At 46.4% G+C, this 17,869-nt stretch carries 22 protein-coding genes; 15 read left to right on the top strand and 7 right to left on the bottom strand.

Annotated elements, in window-relative coordinates; all coding sequences use genetic code 11:
* Positions 1 to 23: 23 nt before the first annotated feature.
* Positions 24 to 812: an XRE family transcriptional regulator gene (locus DUT70_RS07370; protein ID WP_162926589.1), complete on the top strand. Its 789-nt coding sequence runs from the start codon at positions 24 to 26 to the stop codon at positions 810 to 812.
* Positions 813 to 839: 27 nt separating this feature from the next.
* Positions 840 to 1,085 carry a hypothetical protein gene (locus tag DUT70_RS07365; protein ID WP_113646689.1) on the top strand — a complete coding sequence of 82 codons (246 nt, stop codon included), beginning with the start codon at positions 840 to 842 and terminating at the stop codon, positions 1,083 to 1,085.
* Between the two features lie 62 nt (positions 1,086 to 1,147).
* Here DUT70_RS07365 and DUT70_RS07360 read toward each other — a convergent pair whose 3' ends face one another.
* The 3 genes from DUT70_RS07360 to DUT70_RS07350 form a co-directional block, all read right to left on the bottom strand.
* Positions 1,148 to 2,050: a protein-glutamine glutaminase family protein gene (locus tag DUT70_RS07360; RefSeq protein ID WP_128353330.1), complete on the bottom strand. Its 903-nt coding sequence runs from the start codon at positions 2,048 to 2,050 to the stop codon at positions 1,148 to 1,150.
* Positions 2,051 to 2,060: 10 nt separating this feature from the next.
* Complete coding sequence (locus tag DUT70_RS07355; RefSeq protein ID WP_113646687.1) at positions 2,061 to 2,915, bottom strand: hypothetical protein; 855 nt, start codon at positions 2,913 to 2,915, stop codon at positions 2,061 to 2,063.
* Positions 2,916 to 3,204: 289 nt separating this feature from the next.
* Positions 3,205 to 4,029 carry a LytTR family DNA-binding domain-containing protein gene (locus DUT70_RS07350; RefSeq protein ID WP_113646686.1) on the bottom strand — a complete coding sequence of 275 codons (825 nt, stop codon included), beginning with the start codon at positions 4,027 to 4,029 and terminating at the stop codon, positions 3,205 to 3,207.
* A 127-nt stretch (positions 4,030 to 4,156) separates the two neighbouring features.
* Between DUT70_RS07350 and DUT70_RS07345 the strand changes: the two genes are divergently transcribed.
* Genes DUT70_RS07345 through DUT70_RS07335 form a run of 3 tightly spaced genes read left to right on the top strand, consistent with a single transcriptional unit; the run spans position 4,157 to position 7,093 of the window.
* Complete coding sequence (locus DUT70_RS07345) at positions 4,157 to 4,567, top strand: hypothetical protein (protein WP_113646685.1); 411 nt, start codon at positions 4,157 to 4,159, stop codon at positions 4,565 to 4,567.
* Between the two features lie 6 nt (positions 4,568 to 4,573).
* A complete protein-coding gene (locus DUT70_RS07340) occupies positions 4,574 to 5,173 on the top strand; it encodes an RNA polymerase sigma factor (RefSeq protein WP_113646684.1) in 600 nt (199 codons plus the stop codon).
* Positions 5,174 to 5,215: 42 nt separating this feature from the next.
* Positions 5,216 to 7,093 carry a hypothetical protein gene (locus DUT70_RS07335; protein WP_113646683.1) on the top strand — a complete coding sequence of 626 codons (1,878 nt, stop codon included), beginning with the start codon at positions 5,216 to 5,218 and terminating at the stop codon, positions 7,091 to 7,093.
* 29 nt (positions 7,094 to 7,122) lie between these two features.
* Here DUT70_RS07335 and DUT70_RS07330 read toward each other — a convergent pair whose 3' ends face one another.
* The gene (locus DUT70_RS07330) at positions 7,123 to 7,968 is read right to left on the bottom strand and encodes an RteC domain-containing protein (RefSeq protein WP_113646682.1); all 846 of its coding nucleotides are present in this window, start codon (positions 7,966 to 7,968) and stop codon (positions 7,123 to 7,125) included.
* A 295-nt stretch (positions 7,969 to 8,263) separates the two neighbouring features.
* On the opposite strand from DUT70_RS07330, the gene DUT70_RS07325 reads away from it, so the two are divergent.
* The 5 genes from DUT70_RS07325 to DUT70_RS07310 all read left to right on the top strand — a co-directional run bounded on the left by DUT70_RS07325 (position 8,264) and on the right by DUT70_RS07310 (position 11,142).
* Positions 8,264 to 8,917 (top strand): response regulator transcription factor, encoded by a 654-nt coding sequence (locus DUT70_RS07325; RefSeq protein WP_113646681.1) that lies wholly within the window; start codon positions 8,264 to 8,266, stop codon positions 8,915 to 8,917.
* Between the two features lie 18 nt (positions 8,918 to 8,935).
* Positions 8,936 to 9,406, top strand: coding sequence for a hypothetical protein (locus tag DUT70_RS07320; RefSeq protein WP_113646680.1), 471 nt, complete (start codon positions 8,936 to 8,938; stop codon positions 9,404 to 9,406).
* Between the two features lie 88 nt (positions 9,407 to 9,494).
* Positions 9,495 to 10,049 carry a hypothetical protein gene (locus DUT70_RS21125; RefSeq protein WP_128353329.1) on the top strand — a complete coding sequence of 185 codons (555 nt, stop codon included), beginning with the start codon at positions 9,495 to 9,497 and terminating at the stop codon, positions 10,047 to 10,049.
* A gap of 53 nt (positions 10,050 to 10,102) precedes the next feature.
* A complete protein-coding gene (locus tag DUT70_RS07315; protein ID WP_162926587.1) occupies positions 10,103 to 10,795 on the top strand; it encodes a sensor histidine kinase in 693 nt (230 codons plus the stop codon).
* Positions 10,792 to 11,142: a helix-turn-helix transcriptional regulator gene (locus tag DUT70_RS07310; protein ID WP_113646678.1), complete on the top strand. Its 351-nt coding sequence runs from the start codon at positions 10,792 to 10,794 to the stop codon at positions 11,140 to 11,142. The genes DUT70_RS07315 and DUT70_RS07310 overlap by 4 nt, the downstream gene beginning before the upstream one ends.
* Here DUT70_RS07310 and DUT70_RS07305 read toward each other — a convergent pair.
* Positions 11,120 to 12,760 (bottom strand): hypothetical protein, encoded by a 1,641-nt coding sequence (locus DUT70_RS07305; RefSeq protein ID WP_113646677.1) that lies wholly within the window; start codon positions 12,758 to 12,760, stop codon positions 11,120 to 11,122. The two genes, DUT70_RS07310 and DUT70_RS07305, sit on opposite strands and share 23 nt — an antisense overlap.
* Before the next feature lie 280 nt (positions 12,761 to 13,040).
* On the opposite strand from DUT70_RS07305, the gene DUT70_RS07300 reads away from it, so the two are divergent.
* Positions 13,041 to 13,304 carry a DUF6520 family protein gene (locus DUT70_RS07300; protein WP_113646676.1) on the top strand — a complete coding sequence of 88 codons (264 nt, stop codon included), beginning with the start codon at positions 13,041 to 13,043 and terminating at the stop codon, positions 13,302 to 13,304.
* A 33-nt stretch (positions 13,305 to 13,337) separates the two neighbouring features.
* On the opposite strand, the gene DUT70_RS07295 is transcribed toward DUT70_RS07300, so the two are convergent.
* Positions 13,338 to 14,744 carry a TlpA family protein disulfide reductase gene (locus DUT70_RS07295; protein ID WP_162926586.1) on the bottom strand — a complete coding sequence of 469 codons (1,407 nt, stop codon included), beginning with the start codon at positions 14,742 to 14,744 and terminating at the stop codon, positions 13,338 to 13,340.
* A 173-nt stretch (positions 14,745 to 14,917) separates the two neighbouring features.
* Between DUT70_RS07295 and DUT70_RS07290 the strand changes: the two genes are divergently transcribed.
* The 4 genes from DUT70_RS07290 to DUT70_RS07275 all read left to right on the top strand — a co-directional run bounded on the left by DUT70_RS07290 (position 14,918) and on the right by DUT70_RS07275 (position 16,461).
* Positions 14,918 to 15,178, top strand: a complete 261-nt coding sequence (locus DUT70_RS07290; protein ID WP_113646674.1) for a hypothetical protein — start codon at positions 14,918 to 14,920, stop codon at positions 15,176 to 15,178.
* A gap of 13 nt (positions 15,179 to 15,191) precedes the next feature.
* Positions 15,192 to 15,680 (top strand): peroxiredoxin family protein, encoded by a 489-nt coding sequence (locus tag DUT70_RS07285; protein ID WP_113646673.1) that lies wholly within the window; start codon positions 15,192 to 15,194, stop codon positions 15,678 to 15,680.
* A gap of 12 nt (positions 15,681 to 15,692) precedes the next feature.
* Entirely contained in the window at positions 15,693 to 16,136 is a 444-nt protein-coding gene (locus DUT70_RS07280; protein ID WP_113646672.1) for a MauE/DoxX family redox-associated membrane protein, read from the top strand.
* Between the two features lie 61 nt (positions 16,137 to 16,197).
* A complete protein-coding gene (locus DUT70_RS07275; protein WP_113646671.1) occupies positions 16,198 to 16,461 on the top strand; it encodes a DUF6520 family protein in 264 nt (87 codons plus the stop codon).
* Between the two features lie 43 nt (positions 16,462 to 16,504).
* Here DUT70_RS07275 and DUT70_RS07270 read toward each other — a convergent pair whose 3' ends face one another.
* Positions 16,505 to 17,869, bottom strand: a complete 1,365-nt coding sequence (locus DUT70_RS07270) for a TlpA family protein disulfide reductase (RefSeq protein WP_113646670.1) — start codon at positions 17,867 to 17,869, stop codon at positions 16,505 to 16,507.

Raw genomic sequence — 17,869 nt, 5'->3', positions numbered from 1 at the left:
GATATTAATACTATCAAATGAAAATGGAAACTGCAAAATTTATTTTTGGTCTGAACATTAAGTTCCTAAGGAACAGGGCGAAATTGAGTCAGGAAGAATTGGCCGAAATCCTGGGCATCACCAGGGCCAAGCTGAATTCCTGGGAAAATGCGACCGTAAAATCTCCCCTGCCCGAAGACTACATGAAGGTTTCCGACCATTTCAGTATCACGATCGATAATTTGCTGAGGCTGGAGCTATCCAAGCTTGGCGAGCTGAACCTGCGCAAATTGGAAGGGGGGCAGGATGTCTATATCAGGGGCGGGACACTGCGCGTGCTTTCGATCAGCGTTGATGGCAAGAACAGGGAAAACGTCGAGGTGGTCCCGATCAGGGCCAAGGCGGGCTACCTGGCCGGTTTCGGCGATCCCGAATATATCTCTACCCTGGATAAGCTACATATTCCCTTTCTTCCGGAAAAAGGTACGTTCCGCATTTTCCAGATCGAAGGGAATTCGATGCTACCGATCGTAGATGGCAGCCATATCATTGCCAGGTATGTCCAGGACTGGTCAACGCTCAATGCGGACAGCCCATGCATCGTCATCAGTGCGCAGCACGGACTGGTCTTCAAGAATGTCACCATCGAAAAGGATGGCAACCTGTTGCTGCGTTCTTTAAATAACGAGTATGAACCGTACCGTACACCGATAGAGGAAATAGGCGAGCTGTGGAGCTTCTATGGCTATATCTCCTATAAGATGCCACAGGCAGATGATCTTGGTTTTATCAGCAGCACACTGATGGAGATCAGGAACCATTTGATCAAATAGTCCATCTTTATCCCATACCTTCGCCCCATGAACGAAAAGGAGGTATTCCATATCGAACTGGAGATTGCCGGAAAGATCGAGGCCCTGCGCGTAGAACGTGACCTGTTCCTTGCCGCCGAAAGCATCTATGAAATCTATCAGGGAGCCATGCACCTAGCACGGATCTGGCCCGAGTTCGATAAAGACACCGGACAGCGCTGGGTATCTACGGACCTGATCGGACCCAATGTACTGGAACAGATCGGTCGGGCGATCGAAAGCCGTAGGGCCTAATGCTGGTATATGTAAGAGGATAGCGGCCCAACCAATCGCTATCCCCAATTGTAATTCAAAATCTACCTCAACTTGCCCTTAAAATCAGTCCAATAGGTCACCCTGTCGGCATAATACTTCATTGCTTCATTCATCAATGCAGGATGTTTGGTCAGCAGATTCCTAACGGTTACACCTGATAGATATGCTTCCATCTTCTCGGAAGCTGCAAAAAAGTTGACCATATTGTTGACATTGGAAACAAGGGTTCTTATCTGGTTTGCAGAATCCGCGTAGCCATTGTCCAGTTTGCCCTTAAGGAACATGGCTACGTCGTTTACGGCAATCTCCCTTTCGAGCACCAACTTATCGTACATCGTCGAATAGCCCGCCAATGGTTCATACTTATAAAAACTTCCCGTGATCTTGCCGTTGCCGTCCGTGTAGAAGAAAAACTGGTTGGGATCCAGTATGGTATAGCTGGAGACCGAACTGTTGTTGATCGCCCTGAACCAATCCCTCAGTTTAATGGGCGCATCCCTGCTTATGGAAGGGTCAAGGATCAGCGTGTCGCCACGTGAGGACATGATGAGCGGTGCCACATGGTATCCCCATGTTATCTTACCGCCCAAAACCAGTCCGTTGGGATCGTTGATCTCCAGTTTGGTCTGGGAGCCGGGATCGGTGTTGGATGGTGCGAACAGCCATATCTTGGCATGGTCGATACCAATATCGTGTAGTATAGCATGCATCATCTCGGCCCTTTGCTGGCATCCGCCCTGGGGATAGCGGAATTCCATTCCGGAGGTCCTGATCGCCTTGAATGCCTTGTTGATGTCTGCATCGGACAGCTTGGCCAGCGATGTGATTTTTTTCGAAGTGACTCCAGCACTGGGATATCTTACCTCCACCTCAAATTGCTTCTGTGCAAAAGTGCTGGTCATGACGCCAATGGCCATTGCCAGCGAAAGAATTATTTTGTTCATCTGATTACCATTAATCGTTGACCCTTTTTGCCCTGATGAAATCTACGAAGACCACAAAACTTCCCTGGGTGGTTACCTTGATCTCCTTGGATGTCGAATATTCGAACTTGATCTTTGCCTGTGTGTTGCCGATGTTCTTGACGATGCCCTCCTTTAACTTTGCTTCAAGGGAAGCGGACATATCGGTCTCCAGTTTGATGATAGAAGAAAAGCCGTTGATCCTTGCTGCCTGCGAGACCATGATCATTTTTTTCTCCAACAGGTCCTTTTTGAACTGCATTACCCTAGGGTTTGTCGAGGAATCCAAAAGCATCTTCAACTCTCTCTTCACAAGATTGTCGATCTGCCAATTGTCTATCTTCACGGAGATATCCTTGTTGTTCCTGATCGCCGCAGAGAGCTCGCCCTCGACACCGGTACTTGGTAGTTCGGTCGCGAGGAAGGACTGGAAATCAACCTTCAGCTGTTCGGTATAGGTGCAGGGCTGTGGTTGCCCGAAGTTGATTACTTTTTTGCGATCCTGGTCGCTGAAAAGCTTGTTGAAGTCCCATTCCAGTACGTCGCCCGATTTGCTGTAGACCGAACCAAGATCAACCGTATTGGAAAGGCCAAGATAGGTCGGGTTTCTGAAAAAGGCGTTTTCCATACAGGCCTTGTGAAGTTTTTTCCAAGTTTCCCATACCGGGCCCTTTGCCAGTACAAGCGGTTGGTTGTCCCGTGCCCTAAAGGAAGCGTCGATCCCTGTGCTGTCCACCTCTACCAGTTCGTAGGCAATGTCCCGCCGGTTACAGGAATTGCAGGAGGTAAGATAATAGGTAATTAGGCCAATGCCCAAAATTGCGGTGATCAGGTTTGTTTTTTTCATGTTTTTGGGTTTTTAGGGATGCAATGACATGACATCGCAGAGGTTACCCATGAAAGGGACAAGCCCCAAGGTCGGAGCGGGTTCATGTGAGTTGCGTTTAATGATTTGGTTTACAGAACAATGATAATCATTTTCCGTAAAAGAAACTATCCCCAGAAGTAGGTATTTTAAAAAGAAAGGAACACAGCTTCTGGGCGAAGCTGCATCCCATCTAAATTAACGCTCTCGGCGCAAATCTAACAACAAAATATTTTATAATCGAATCAAAATCAGATTCTTGCCAAGTTTTTTATTTGATCCACTGGCGGAACAGCGCGGCCTTGCGCTGGCTGACGGTTGCCCCTTCGGAAAATGCGGGCACCAGGCTGACCTCGAGCTTGCCATATTCCAGCGGCTGGTAGGAGCGGCAGGCGGCCCGGTGGGCGATCACCCTACGGTTGAGCCTGAAAAATAGCTCGGGATCGAGCAGACCTTCCAGCTCGTCAAGGGTATGCTCGACCAGATAGTTCTTCTTCTCCCAGGTAGTGACCAGCGATTCCTTGCCGGCAAGGCTGATATAGGCGATCTCGCCCGTGGGCAGGTTGATCCTTTCCCTTCCGTCAATGACCATGATATGGGCAGCATACTGGGATGGAGCAGGTCCGGAAACGGCCGAAAGTATCCTTACCCGGTGGTAGAAGTAATAGACGACATAGAAGGCGTTCAATAGGCCCAAAAGGGCGACAGAAAGTGGGAACTGGTAGGTGGCATAGTCCGATTCCATGATGCTGTATCCAAACGAGCGAAAGTAGATGAACACCAGCAGGAAACAGATCAGCGAGACCATCACCACACCGAAGAACAGCTGCAGGATAAAGCGCCACCAGATATTCTCTTCCCACGAAAAACGGCGGTCAAGCTTCATAGTGACCCTGCGGACGATCCATGCCAGGATCAGCGCGATGGCATAGTTGATGGCCAGCGTGGGGTAGTAGGATTTGATGGTAAATGCCTTGAAGGTGGAAATATCCTCGCCGAGCAGGATAATGATGTGGGCCCCGATCAAACAGGCGATGAAGCGGAAGGCTCTGTCCCTGTAGCTGATTACGGGTTTGGAGGAAACGGACGTGATCATTATTTAGAGGCTGTTCGATCCGATAACGTACATCTATGGACAGGTGTTTTGTTTGTAACATCATTGTTACGTAAACAGGCTGGATTTATGCGGAAATTTATATCGGCTTCATTAACCAAGTAAATTTATGAGCAAGGTTCCACTTACCCCTGAAGGCATCAAGGATCTAGAGACCAACCTTTATGCCCTGACCGATGCGGCCCTGTTGGCACAGGCGCAGGATGTCTACCTGGATTTTATTGGCTGGATCGACAGTAACATCGAACTGGATATCGACCAGCTGAAATGGCTGAGCGATATAAACGATAGCGATCCCGTATTCATTTCCTATGTTTCGTCAAAGACCTCGATTGCCATGCGCAACCGCCTACCGCTGAACCTGGAACTCCCGCCCGTGGTGCCAGCCGGCAGTTTCGCCGCAAAGAAGCAGGGCAAATGGATCATGGAAAAAGATGCGATCACCCCGGTAAAATGGGACGGGGCGGGTAGGATCATCGCCAGTGGCCAGATCACCGTCGAACTTGGTTATAACACCTGATAAAAGATGAAGACTGCGGTTGCCAACGATTCCGAGCTGCTCGTTGCCCTTAAACAGGGCGACCATCGGGCCTTCCACCAGATCTATGACCTGTACAAGATCGAGCTGGGCCTGCGCATCCTGCGAATGGTCAGATCTTCCGAGCTTGCCGAAGAGCTGTTGCAGGACCTGTTCCTGCGGCTTTGGAACAGCCGTGATCGGATCAATATCGAAACGTCGCTTCGCGCGTACCTCTACCAGGTGGCAAAGAACATGGTGATCGACCTGATGCGAAGGGCCACCAGGGAACAGCAGATCTACAGCCAGATCATTGCCGCCTCCACCGAGCTTTACGAACATGTGGAACAGGCACTTTTCCAGAAGGAGAACCACGCTATGCTCCAGCGGGCCATTGATCAGCTGCCACCGCAACGAAGAAAGATATTTGTGCACTGTAAGCTCGAAGGGATGAGCTACAAGGAAGTGGCGGAACTGTACCAAGTTTCCACCACGACGGTAAATGACCATATCCAAAAGTCGATGCATACCATCAGGGAATACCTTTTGAAACGTCCCGGTCTGCAGTTATCGATCATTCTTGGAATCATCCTTGGAAGCAACCGGTGATCTTTTCGCTACTGATCTATCAACAATCTATATTTGTAAACATTGAAAAAATTTAGCGCTCCCATTTCAAGAAAGGATTTTACTATCGTTGTGCATCGTGGAAAGCCCGCCCTTTTGGCGGTTGCTCTTTCCTACCTGTACAGATCTGGTGAGTACCTGCCGGTATTCCTTTGTTCGGGTGTAGAGGTGGCGCAGGATAGCGAGGTTCTCAAACCCGATGTATATGCCATCCAGCGAAGGAGGGCAGAGGAGTTCGCGGTCTTCCTCAACAATGCGCTCATCGAAAACGACGGTTGTGAAAACCTCGTATTCCTTGGCCTGAGCGATAACCAAAAATCTTTTCTTGAAAGCCTACGTCCACATTACAACATTCTGGATATAGATGGCCATGACGATATAGAGCCGTACCTCGATGGTTTTGCAGTCGATAAGGGCGGTGTTTTTGAATTTCGTAGCGAGGAGGTTTGCGAAGCCCTTTTCTATGCAGCTCGCCATAACCTTAAACTAAGGAGAACGGTCCTGGGCCAGGTTGTCCCTCCGGCGGATGCCACCCGTGACCGAGGACTTATCGTGGTCGAACGGACTGGAAGTGGCGAGGAGATCATAGGGGTTGGATATGCACTGAGTATCGGGGCCGATCTGCTGCTGGTCGACGGACTTCAGAAAAGGGAAAACGATGAAGTGCTACACCTGCTGGAAAGCTGGCAGGCCGGCGACCTTGGGGCGCTTGGACAGTTGAGAGAAAAGATCAATATGAGGATCGGAGCGGTAGATTTCGAAGGTTATCCCTTTGCTACTTTTTTCACCGACGGGCTTCCGTATCCGCTCTGCGTAACACAGATACCCACTTCGATGGTGAACCATATCTATCGGCCGGATTTCTTCGTATTTAACGCTATCATTTCCGAATACGATCAGGGGTGTGGATCTGCTGCAGTCTTCTCTCCGGGATTCTTTGCGCCCGATGAGGAAGTGCATGCCTTCATTCCGCTGTTCGAGCATCACAACTTCTACCTCCGGAAGCTCCTTGGAAAGGGGGCCTCGCTATTCAACCTGCGCAATACCATCGAGCTTTATCCATTTGATATCCTCCACATCTGCAGCCATGGTGGCGCGGTCAAGGGACATTACTGCAAGGTTAGTTTTAGCGATGCTAATGGAACAAGGCACTCCGTAGAATTTGACCATGTATTGAGTATTGGTATCACTCCATATTTGGATCAGCACCTGGTGGAATCGCTTTACTATTTCAGGAAGCTTAACGGCCTTAGGTGGCGCAGTGCAGAACTTGATGCGATGGATTATCCAAACGAGCTTTATGCTTCGCTTGAAGGCGTGATCAGTAAGGCCTTCACAGATAAAAAAGTCAAGTATCTGGCGGACTTGGACAGGGTGCAGAACTCCAATGCGATCTCATGTGAATATTCACATTATAACGCAAACTTTTCGCAGTTTGTAGGCTCAAGACGTCGTCCGGTGATCTTCAACAATGCCTGCTGGTCCTGGGGGGTTATCTCAAACCAGTTTCTTGTGGCGGGGGCAAGGGGCTACATAGGCTCGTTGAGAGAGATTCCCAATCTGCAGGCAGTAGGGTTCGCAAAGAATTTCTACGGAAAACTATTTGATGGGACGATCCTTGGTGCCTTCCATCATGCCAACGGGATTTTCCTCCAGGAAAATGCCGAACCACTTTACATCTACTGGGGCCTACATTTTTCTACGATCAGGAACGAGAATGCAGTGCTGGAAAACCGGCACCGTATCCATGAACGCCTGAAAGAATCCCTGAATATCTGGGTCGAAAAATTTTTGAGGAATGAAGGTTCCGCCGACCTTCTGAAAGCCAAGGTGCTCGATACGCGCTGGCTTATCAGAAACGATATGAACGGCGATGGCAATGGACACACGCTGCTCAACTAGATGTTTTTTTCCAATTCGACAGGTATATATTACTGCATGTCGGTGTCGTCCATATGCCTGATCAACCTTTCCCTTGCCGAATCGAGAAAGGAAGTCCTGTTTTTTTTTCGCAGCCGTATGTTCTGGAAAGCCCTGTAGAAGTTACCGGTATTGACCTTGAACATAAATTCCAATGCCGTAACAATCTGCCGTACCTGGCATTTGCCCTGGTTGATCGCTCCCGAGGCATGGAGTGCATAGGCCAGTTCGATCAGGTTGGAGATCTTGTCCGTCCAGACCATGTCTTCGATCGCCTGGTTCTGCTGGGCAACCTGTGGCCTTATGCCTGTTTCGATATATTCGATCTCGCGAACCAGATGATCGTTTACCTTTTCATAGGCCAGCAGTTGGGAAAGTAATTCGCTGCTTTGGGATGAAAAACTTGTATCATGCGCAGCTGTGTAAACGGGATAGAGAGAGGCTGGAAGACCATTGCGCACAAAGAGCCGATCATCCTCTGCGGTATGTCCCAGAAGATAATAACTGTAGAGCAGTCCGTGCCGGTTGATGAAATCGTTGTTGTTGGCTATAGCGCGCTGGAGATATCTGACAATATCCTTTTTATCGCCGATGGGCCTGGAGCCCTGCAGGTAGGCGAGCTCCCCAAAGTAGATCGCCAAATGCTGAAAACTGGGCTTGATGTCCTTGAAGAACCTGACCTCCTCGGCGGCATCGCTAAACTGGTAGGAACTCATGAATTCCCTTAACTGGAGCATCGCACGATTTACAATCTCAAAGCTGGCTTTTGAGCGCAGTGCATCGCGCTCATACCGAAGGGCTACTTCTTCCAGTTCTCGCTCCATGTCGGTCCGTAACTGGTTGGCAAATTTTATCATATCCGTACAATTAATGCGCAATCCGATGATCACAAATTTGCATACAGGTTATGGCGGTTGTAGGGAATTCAGGCAATGGAAAAAGCCGAAGTACGAAAAAACGACAGGTGAAGTATTTCAGTTTTAACCAACGTATAGTTAAACAAATCGCTGTTTGTAAGTTTCTATGAAATTTCCCCTCTTTTTTTGGATTAAATCATAATTATTTTTCTTCAGGGGGAGTAAATACTCCCCCTTTGGGAAAATTTTACGTAAAGCGGCTATGATTTCATTAAGCGTGTAGATAAATTCCATCATGAACCTTTGGGATACCATCAAAGTAGCTTTCGTGGATGATCATCCGGTCGTGCTCAGCTCGGTTGCCAACTACCTTAACAGCAAGGGGAACATCAGGGTAGTACTTGAGACCGATGATGGCAGCAAGCTGATCAAATACCTGCAGGAACATGTGCCGGTACCGAATATCTGCGTGCTGGATGTTTCCATGCCGTTGGTAGACGGCATTACCCTGCTAAAGGAGATCAAGACAAGATGGCCTGGTATGCCCTGCCTGATGTATAGCCAGCAGCCCAGCGAGATCACCATCACCAAGTCCATCTTTTATGGGGCAAATGGCTACCTGACCAAGGATCATAAACTGGAAGAGCTTTACCAGGCCATCGTATCCATCGCAGATACAGGTTGGGCCTATACGAGCAATGCGGGGCAGGAACTGTTCGATGAGGTATTGAAAGGCAGTATCGAAGTGCAGGTCCTTACCGACCGCGAGCGACAGTTCATCAAGTTGTATGCGGGTTCTGATCTTACGTACGAGGATGTAGGTACGCAGATGGGCCTTACGGCAAGCAGGGCGAAAAAGGTACAGGTGAGCTGCTACAAAAAACTCAAGGTTTCCTCGAAGGGAAAGTTGACGCTGCGAGCGATCCAGCTTGGTATCATTAATCTCTAACCATTAAATACAAAAAATATGTACAGGTACATCTTAATTTTTTCCGTTAACCTACTTGCTTGTAACTGCAATAAAGAAGGAGAGGAGCAGATCGCAGCAGCCCAGGGCGAAATCGCATCGGTAGCGATGATAGATCCTGTCTTTATCCCGGTTGATACCGCAGCGATGATGATCTCCAGCTATGTAACAAGCCTTGCCGGCGATTCCACAGTCAAGCTTCGGTCCTGGTCAATAGATGCCAATGCACTGCGCAGCTATCTCCAGGACAACAGCATTACCGACGTGAGCATTTCCCTATCGCATACTCCAGGCTATATCCGCGCAGGGCACTATGGTGTCTTTGCAGGTTTTGATCCAAATGCGCTTACGGTGATCCTCTCGGGAAAGAACGCTGCCGGGGCAACGGTCGTCTACCAGGGCAGTTACCTGCTCGACAGGGCAAAGCCCTGTCCTCCAAATTGTCCCAGCGCCAGTACATCCAACCCTTAGCAGCATGAATACCATAAATTTCCTACTGAGTGTCTACCTCTTTTGCATTGCATTGTGTATCGTGATCGGTGCATGCGTAATCAAGCGTATGAGATTTCCGCTGCGTGTTTTCTATGGCTACCTGATCTCTGTATTTTTGATCGAGCTCCTTGCTCTGGCCAGTGAATATTTGATACACTCCAATACCGTGGTCTACAACGTGGGAGATATCGTTCAACTTGCCCTAATTCTCTGTTATTTCTCCGTGTCGATGAACAGTCGGAACATTGTGATCTTACTGTTGCCCCTTGCCGTTGCGTACGGCATATTCAACCTGTTGTTTGTCCAGATTGATAGTTATATCAACAGTTATTTTCTGATCGCCTCGGGAGTTACGGTCATTGGACTGTCCACCTATCACATGATACTTCTTTCAAGGCGGCAGACCTCTATAGGCCTTTCCGTTTATGCGCCCTTTTGGATCGATTGCGCCCTGCTGTTCTATTGGATTGCCAGTATGTTGAATTTCCTGTTCTTTAACCATTTTTCTGAACAGGATGCGCACTATGCAATTATGTTAAACATCGTGCACCTTTATGTTAACATCGCGATGTACCTGACATTTACCCTGATGTTCTTCCAGTTACGCCAACTAATTCAATAGCCGTGTATATTACTCCAGCCACCTTAATCGCACTGATGTTTATCGTTACGCTCATGATGACCATGATTGCTAGCGGATTTGTCTATACGATCATTGAGCTAAGGGGCGTCACGGTGAAGGAGCAGAAGCTCAGGGCAATGATAAGGGAGTACGAGCTCTTTATCGGTGAGCTGTCGACAGAGATTCATAACCATATTCAGCAGGAGCTCGTCCATATCACCCATCAGATAAGGATGAAAAGAGAGCATCCCGAAATAGCAACAGATGATACCGATACCGCTGATCTGATCGTAAAGCTTAACGAGCGGATTGGCATGCTAAACAATTCGATGAACGGTGATTACCTCCAATCTCAATCACTTACGGGACTGATCGAGGCCGAACTGGTTCTGGCGGGAAGGGACGGAACGGGCGTCACCCTAAACTGTGAAGGTTTCGACGATGATGCGCTGGACCATGGCACCAAACTGGTGATGTACAGGATCGCACGGGAAGCCATCAGGAATGTGACTGAGCACGCGATGGCCAAGCTCATCAAGGTAGAACTGAAGAGGGAGGGTAAGGATATGGTGCTGTCGATCACCGATGATGGTATCGGCATCGGAGATGAGAAGATCTTCGGTCCGCCCAGGCACGGATTTACCAACATGCGCACACGTGCTGCACTGCTCAACGCAAAGCTAAAGATAAGTTCGGTTGCCAAGGGGGGAACCACGGTCACCCTTGAAATGCACAATCCGTCATGAAGTCGGTATGGGACCATATTACAGCCCTGCACGACCATGTGCTATCGCACTTGGATGATCGGCTATCGCTCACCGATCTGGCAAAAAAGTTCAACATCAGCGCTTCTACTATGAGGAAGCAGTTCCAAAAGCAGTACCACATTTCGCTATACAGGTTTATCCAGCAGAACCGGATGGAGAAGGCGTTGCTACTGCTCAGGGAAGGTAAGCTAACCATTGGTGAGGTAGGAGTGGCGGTAGGCTACTTCGAACCAGCCAACTTTACCAATGCCTTCATCAAATACTATGGACTTTCGCCAAAGCATGCCAATGAGATTCGATTGCCTAACTCTGCACAGGCTTCCTAAAGTATGGATGCTTCACTATCTGTACCTTTCCTGTTTTCTCATCACTGAGATGTAGCTCCGGCAACGGCAATTTGCCATCGAGGAATGTTGCAAACCTTCCCAACGTAATGGCCCAAAAATCGCCATTGAACATATAGAAAGTTGGCGTATTGATGATGAAGATGCCCTGAACCTGATAGCCGGTAAGATCGATATCATTTTTACCGTTGATGATCTTCAGATGTTCCTGTAGGATCACCAAGTTCGCAGCGATCCAATCCACTTTCCTCTTCAACTGCTTTTCGTAGGATTTCAGAAAATTTGTATAGTCGGTCCGGTAGCCGACAGGCTCGTAACGGGCCCGGTTATATTTGGCATCTGCCACATAAACGATCCTAAGTACGGGATTGACCACTATCAGGTCGATCTCCCCGGCAAGTTCATTGTCGATCTTTAGGTTGTTCATGCCAGGCCTTTTGAACGACTTGATGTTCCGCGTATAGTAAAATCGCTTATCCTTCACGATCTTTTCGATCCTATCCTCCAGTATCCTGTCGTGCTCATGGCCCTTTTTGTTCAAAAAATCCCTCATTACGCGTAATTTAAACCATTCGGGGAACATGGCATTCCAATGTATGGCATTGGTGGAAAGTACCATGATACTTTCGATCCATTTCTGTTTTCCGACAAGGGCCCGACGTTCGCCGTTGATATTATACACCAAGATTGGCCTGAACATATACCGTTGGAGCGAATGCGGTTTCAGTACCGCATCCTCAATGGAAAGCTTGTTGTCCCTAGAGATGCTAAGGCCGTCATAGAATGCTTCGGCCAACTCCGCGGCCATACCATAGTTTTCTATCAGGTTAAGTGGGAGAACGGCCCGCTCGACGGTCTGAAAATTTGGGGCGTTCGGGCTATGGTGCTTCTGGATCTCCCAGATGATCCCTCCCGCAAAATCATATTCCGTCTGGAAGCATTCCTCTATTTTTTCACGGAATTCTTTTATAGCTTCCGTATCCAAGGCAGCGGCAACATATTCGCTGCTGACCAGTGGGAAGAGGATTTTGTAGGCACCTCCATAGTGGTACTGCCAGCCGACTGCCAACATTCCATCTGCTTCAAATTCGATGCTGTGGCAATCTTCGATCATCTTCTGAAGAGCAACCATATCGGCAAAGTTGTAAATCCAGGTGGCAATGTAGAGCAGCTCCTGGATCAGCTCGTCCATGGCAAGGACATCCCTGCCATTGATCTGTGCAGTTGCCGGAAAATCCTTGTCGCAGCCCTGCTCCAATATAAGCTTGAGTATCCTACGATAGAGTGCGAATTCGCTCTCGGTGATATTCTCAAGCTTAAGCTTGTTCAAGGTCGCCAGATGGATTTCTATCGACTGTTCGTGGAGCCAGTGCACATATAGGAAAAAGGTATATCGGTTTTCCTTTCCGATGAGTTCGCGGAAAGCGCCCACAAGAAAATTAAAGGCCTCGAGCAACATCTCCTCGACCTTGGCACTATCAGTATGGGGCCCCTTTCCGTGCTTATCGGAAAGGCGCGTGGAAAGGGCCTTCCAATATTTATCTCTGGCACGGTGATCGTACTTGATTACGATTTTTTTATCGATGGTGATACGTGGCATACAGGTGTTAAAATGGTTAATCAATAAAGATACTGATGATTTGTTTTAGATGTAGTTCCTTATTTAACAATGTGAGTTTTCATCTCCTTTTTTTTTCTGTGCAGCTGTAAAGGATAATATCCACAATTTACTGGTCAACATTTACAATATGTTGGTCACATTAGGTAACAATCGAGGTTTGCATTCAGCATAGATTTGAAGCCGTAACCTGGTTACTAAACCGTGCACATTTCAAGCCTTGACGAAGGCGAAAACTTAAACCACTTAAACAACAAACCACATGAAAAAAAATGTTATGCTGGGCCTTTTCGCCCTTTTGCTGGCAGTAGGAACTGCCTTTGCAACAACTAAAGCAAGGACACCTCAAACTGTGTACTACTACCAGAATGAAACAGAAAAAACTGGTTGTACCGATGATTTCCTTGACATCGATTGCTCGCCCGGTGATGAGAACTGCCGCCGCGAAACAACGAATGATGGTATCCATCAGCTTTACCAGCTGCCTGGATGTGTCAATCCACTAGATCAGGAAACCGGATTCTAAACATAAAAATGGGCGACGTTAGTTGCCCATTTTTTATTCGTCTCGCACCACGATAACATCCATTTCTTCTTCATCTGGTTTGATGCAAAGACCAACTTTTTCAAGAGCATCGTTCACGGCCGTTAATGACATCATATTAGCCTTGATATAGATGTCAACATTAAATGTAATTCCGGTGCGATCTAAAAGAACGCTTTCAGGGGGTATACATTTCAGTAGGGCTTGCGTAAAATCAAAGAGTCGCTTATTTATGACGCCATATCCCTTTATTTCCATTCCCTCTTCACTTTTATAGGAAGGCTTTCCGCCTTTTGTCGCTAATGCGCGAGCAAGTAAAGTATCTATGATTATTAATTTATGAACTAGCTTTTTTCTTTTCTCTACATTTACATTGTAACCGAAGAAGCGCTTTAAATCAGATTGCATGGCAGTCATAATCTCACTTGCAGAGGACTTTGATGTCGGTAATTTCAAACTATAAGCCCATAGGCCGCTGAGGTTGGCTTTGTTTTCGACAAAGGGAGACTTGTCTTTGATATTTAATTCTAGTTGCTCACTTTGTTGTTCGTAGTCCTTTCCTCCAAACAGAATACTTGAGGCGCCAAAATAAGCAGCCTTATACAAGCCTGAAAGACCAATTCGCGAAATTTCGTAAACACCCGATTTCACCGCTTCACTTTGTGGATGAGTAAGTGGGCGAGGTCTTAGCAGTGCAATTTTATTGTTATGCTTTACGAGTATCGATCGAAAAGCAAATCCAGTATCAACCCCTCCGTTGGCCAGGTTTCCTGTGGTCAGCAATGGTAATGCGGTATTATACTCCAACTTTTCATGACCCGAAAATGCCTTTGCAAAAGGTACTTCTTTTCCAGCAATTAGTTCTTTTAATTGTTCTCTGCTTACCGCGGATGTTTTAGCAACGATTTTCCCATTTGGATCAACCACTAAAATGTAAGGAACGGAATAGATATCATATTTTCTGTCAACCAAAGAATCGTAAGCAACGGTGAAGGAAAGTCCAAGATCGTTTTTTCTTAATCTAAAGACCTCTTTCGTTTTACGGTAGCTGTCCTTGAATTTTGGCTGATAGCTGCCTACCATGATCAATTGAATCTGATCTTTGAATTCCTTTGCTAGCTTATCCATTTTTGGAAAGCTATTTATGCAGCTTCCGCAAGCCCACCCCCAGAAATCTAAGATGAGCCACTTTCCACGAAAGTCACTGACCTTCGCACTTGAAGCGGCATAGTTTTCAAGTTCGGTGAAGACATGATCCTCGATCTGTTCGCCGACTTTTGGATAGCTGATCTCATCATCTTCTTTTTCGCTTTTTACCTGTTGTGCCCCTGCACTAAAAACTGCGAACATCAGAAAGGATGATGCGACAATGACCACAGCCAGGAAAGTATGCTGCGGGTATTCTAAAATTTTCTTTCTCATATCCATAAGACGAATAGCAAATCTTTTATCACGGTCGGGATGGGATTTTTTTGAGATCGGTCACCACACACAACTTTCCGGACAATATTTACAATTAAGCGGACAGATATCATAATGGTCTATACTGGTGCCGAACCTAGATTTGAAGGGTATAACCATTAGACCTCTTTGCCATGAAACCAAATCTTTCCTCAGCTATGCTTGCGCTGCTGGTTGCAGCATCGTCTGCATACGCAACTACCCATAGCCGCACAAGCCGTGTGGTTTATTTCTGGGATGATGATATCGAAAAGAACGTTTGCCTAGCGGAAGAACTTTATGTCGATTGCCAGGTCGGGGAAGGGGAGTGCTTCCAGGAAACAGCGATCGGTTTTCGCCAGTTGTACGACAGGCAAAATTGCCGCGTGAGCCTGTTCGAAGAAAACGGCTTCTGAAAAATTTTGTACGATGAAGAACCATTGCTTTGGCCTAATCGTGGCACTAGCCCTGTTATTTTTTTACGGCTCATGCCGTGAGGACAGACTGGCAAGGATGCCCAACTTTAACCTGATGCTTTCTGATAGCTCTACGATCAGTACATCGCAGCTGCCGCGTGATGTCCCTTACCTGTTCGTATTATTTGATGCGGACTGTCTTGGATGCCAGCAGGAGACCGATACCCTGTTGCTGCACATCGATAAGCTACGCAGAACGAACATTGTTTTCCTCACGATCCACGGTCTGAAGAGCGTGGACATCTTTAGAAGGCATTATCACATGGAGAGGTATCCGAACATAATGCTTGCGTATGACTACCAAATGTATTTTCCGAGGCATTTCCATTCTGCTACCACGCCGCTGCTTGCCATCTATGACCGTGACCGCAACCTGCGCGGCGTGTTCGAGGGACAGGCCAATACAACAAAGCTATTGGGAACCATTGAAGAAATCGACTAAACAAAAATACCTATGAAACGCGCTACCATTATCGACACCATTGCCTATGCATTCATCATCCTTTTCCTTTATACGGCATTCAGCAAACTGTTCATCTATTCGATCTATGTAAAGGATCTTGGAAGGTCGCCATTTGTCGGAGAGTGGGCCGCACCACTTTCTATCCTGCTACCGCTCATCGAGTTTGCAATTTCAATACTGCTCTTTGTACCGCGGACAAGGACGCTAGGTCTATGGGGATCACTTGCACTGATGATCGCCTTTACGGCCTATGTTTCCGCACTCGTATTTACGCAAGATCATCTGCCGTGCTCATGCGGGGGACTGATACGTGAGCTTACCTGGAAACAGCATTTCTTCTTCAACATCTTCTTTACGCTGCTTGCCGCATTAGCCATCTGGTTAAAGCGGAGACCGCCCGTACAACGGCAGACCGCTGCCGATCTGTACGTATAATACTGTGCACACTTGGCCTTGACGAGGGCTGATCTTTAAACCACTTAAACTAAAAAACAACATGAAAAAAAATGCTTTATTGGGTGTATTCGCCCTGTTGTTCGCAGTAGGAACTGCGTTTGCAACCACAAAAACACAAGTATGGAAAACTGTGTATTATTATCAGGATGAAATAAACATGACTGGCTGTACCAATGACTTCCTTGACATTGACTGTGACATAGAAGGGGTTGGTTGTACTTACGAAACAACAAGCGATGGTGCTCATCAGCTTTACGAACTTCCTGGCTGTAATAAGCCACTCGAACAGAATCAGGGTTTCTAATTATTCAAAGGGCCGATCACCTATCGGCCCTTTTTCATCTGAGTTATTTATCTCGCACTACAATTGTTTCAAAGTCTTCGAATCCAGACACAATCTGTAAACCGAGTTGTTTCAAGGCATTGTTTACATCTGATTTTATATACATGTTTGCTAAAATTTGCATATCAACGTTAAATTCAATTCCTGTCCTATCGATCAACTTACTTTTTGGCGGAAGGCATTTTAGAAAGACAACTAGAAATTTTGCTATACTTTTATTTGTTACTGAATAGCCTTTACTAAAAACTTTTCCAACTATAAAACTAGAACTGGTATTTCCTTTCGTTTTTATATTATTTGCTAAGTTACTATCGATTACAATCAGCTTATACACTTCTGCCTTTCTTTTTTCAATAGTGATATTGTATGGGAAGTTTCGGCTTAAATCATTCTGTATCGCATGCATGATTGAATTTGTTGAAGAGTACTTTTTAGGGATTTTCAAACTATATGCATAAAGGCCTTCCAAGGTCGCCTTACTTTCGAAAAATGGTTTTTTATCTTTTACTTCCAATGCCAGATTTGTATTGAACTTAATATAATCTGAACTTCCAAATGTAAACTCATCAGAGCCAAAGTATGCAAACTTGTAAAGACCGCTTAATCCAATTTTGGATACTTCGAAATGGCCAGTTTTTACTGCCTCACTGTCTTTATGAGTTAGTGGTTTCTGAAACAAATAAGGGATATTGTGATTGAATCTCATCAACAATGACCTGCTAAGGAATGCGGTATCGATTCCACCGTTAGCCAAAGTTCCAGTTGTTAATAGAGGAATTGATTCATTATATTCTATCTTTTCATGTTTTGAAAAAGCTCTTGTGAATGCTGGATTTTTTCCTTGAAGCAATTCGGTTAACTGCGTTTCATCCACAGCCTTTGTTTTTGCAACTATTTTTCCACTGGGGTCAATCACTAATATAAATGGTTCAAACTTTACATCATATTTTTTATAAAATGTACTATCGTAAGCTACTGTAAAGGTAAGCTCATGTTCTCTCTTTAAATCCGCAAAAGTATCTTTAGTTCTTTTATAACTTTGACCAGTTTTTGAATATTCTCCAACCATGATTAATTGAACCCTTTTTTCAAATTGCTTTGCCAATTTATTCATTTTCGGAAAGCTGAGAATGCAACTTCCACATGCATATCCCCAAACATCCAATATCAACCACTTGCCCCTAAAATCACTGATCTTCACTTCTTTCTTTGGAAAGTTCTCCAGGTCGGTGAAGGTATGGTCTTTGATCTGCTCGCCGACCTTCGGATAGTCGACTTCATCGTCATCGTGGTTCTGTGCATTTGAATTGAGAGCGATAGCCGGTACCAGAAAGGTCATCAGTACCAGCATTATCTTTAATCTTAACAT

Source organism: Pedobacter chitinilyticus (assembly GCF_003313385.1).
GTDB lineage: Bacteria > Bacteroidota > Bacteroidia > Sphingobacteriales > Sphingobacteriaceae > Pedobacter > Pedobacter chitinilyticus.
Note: the sequence above shows the minus strand (reverse complement) of the source record. Positions and strands in the feature narration are given on the sequence as shown.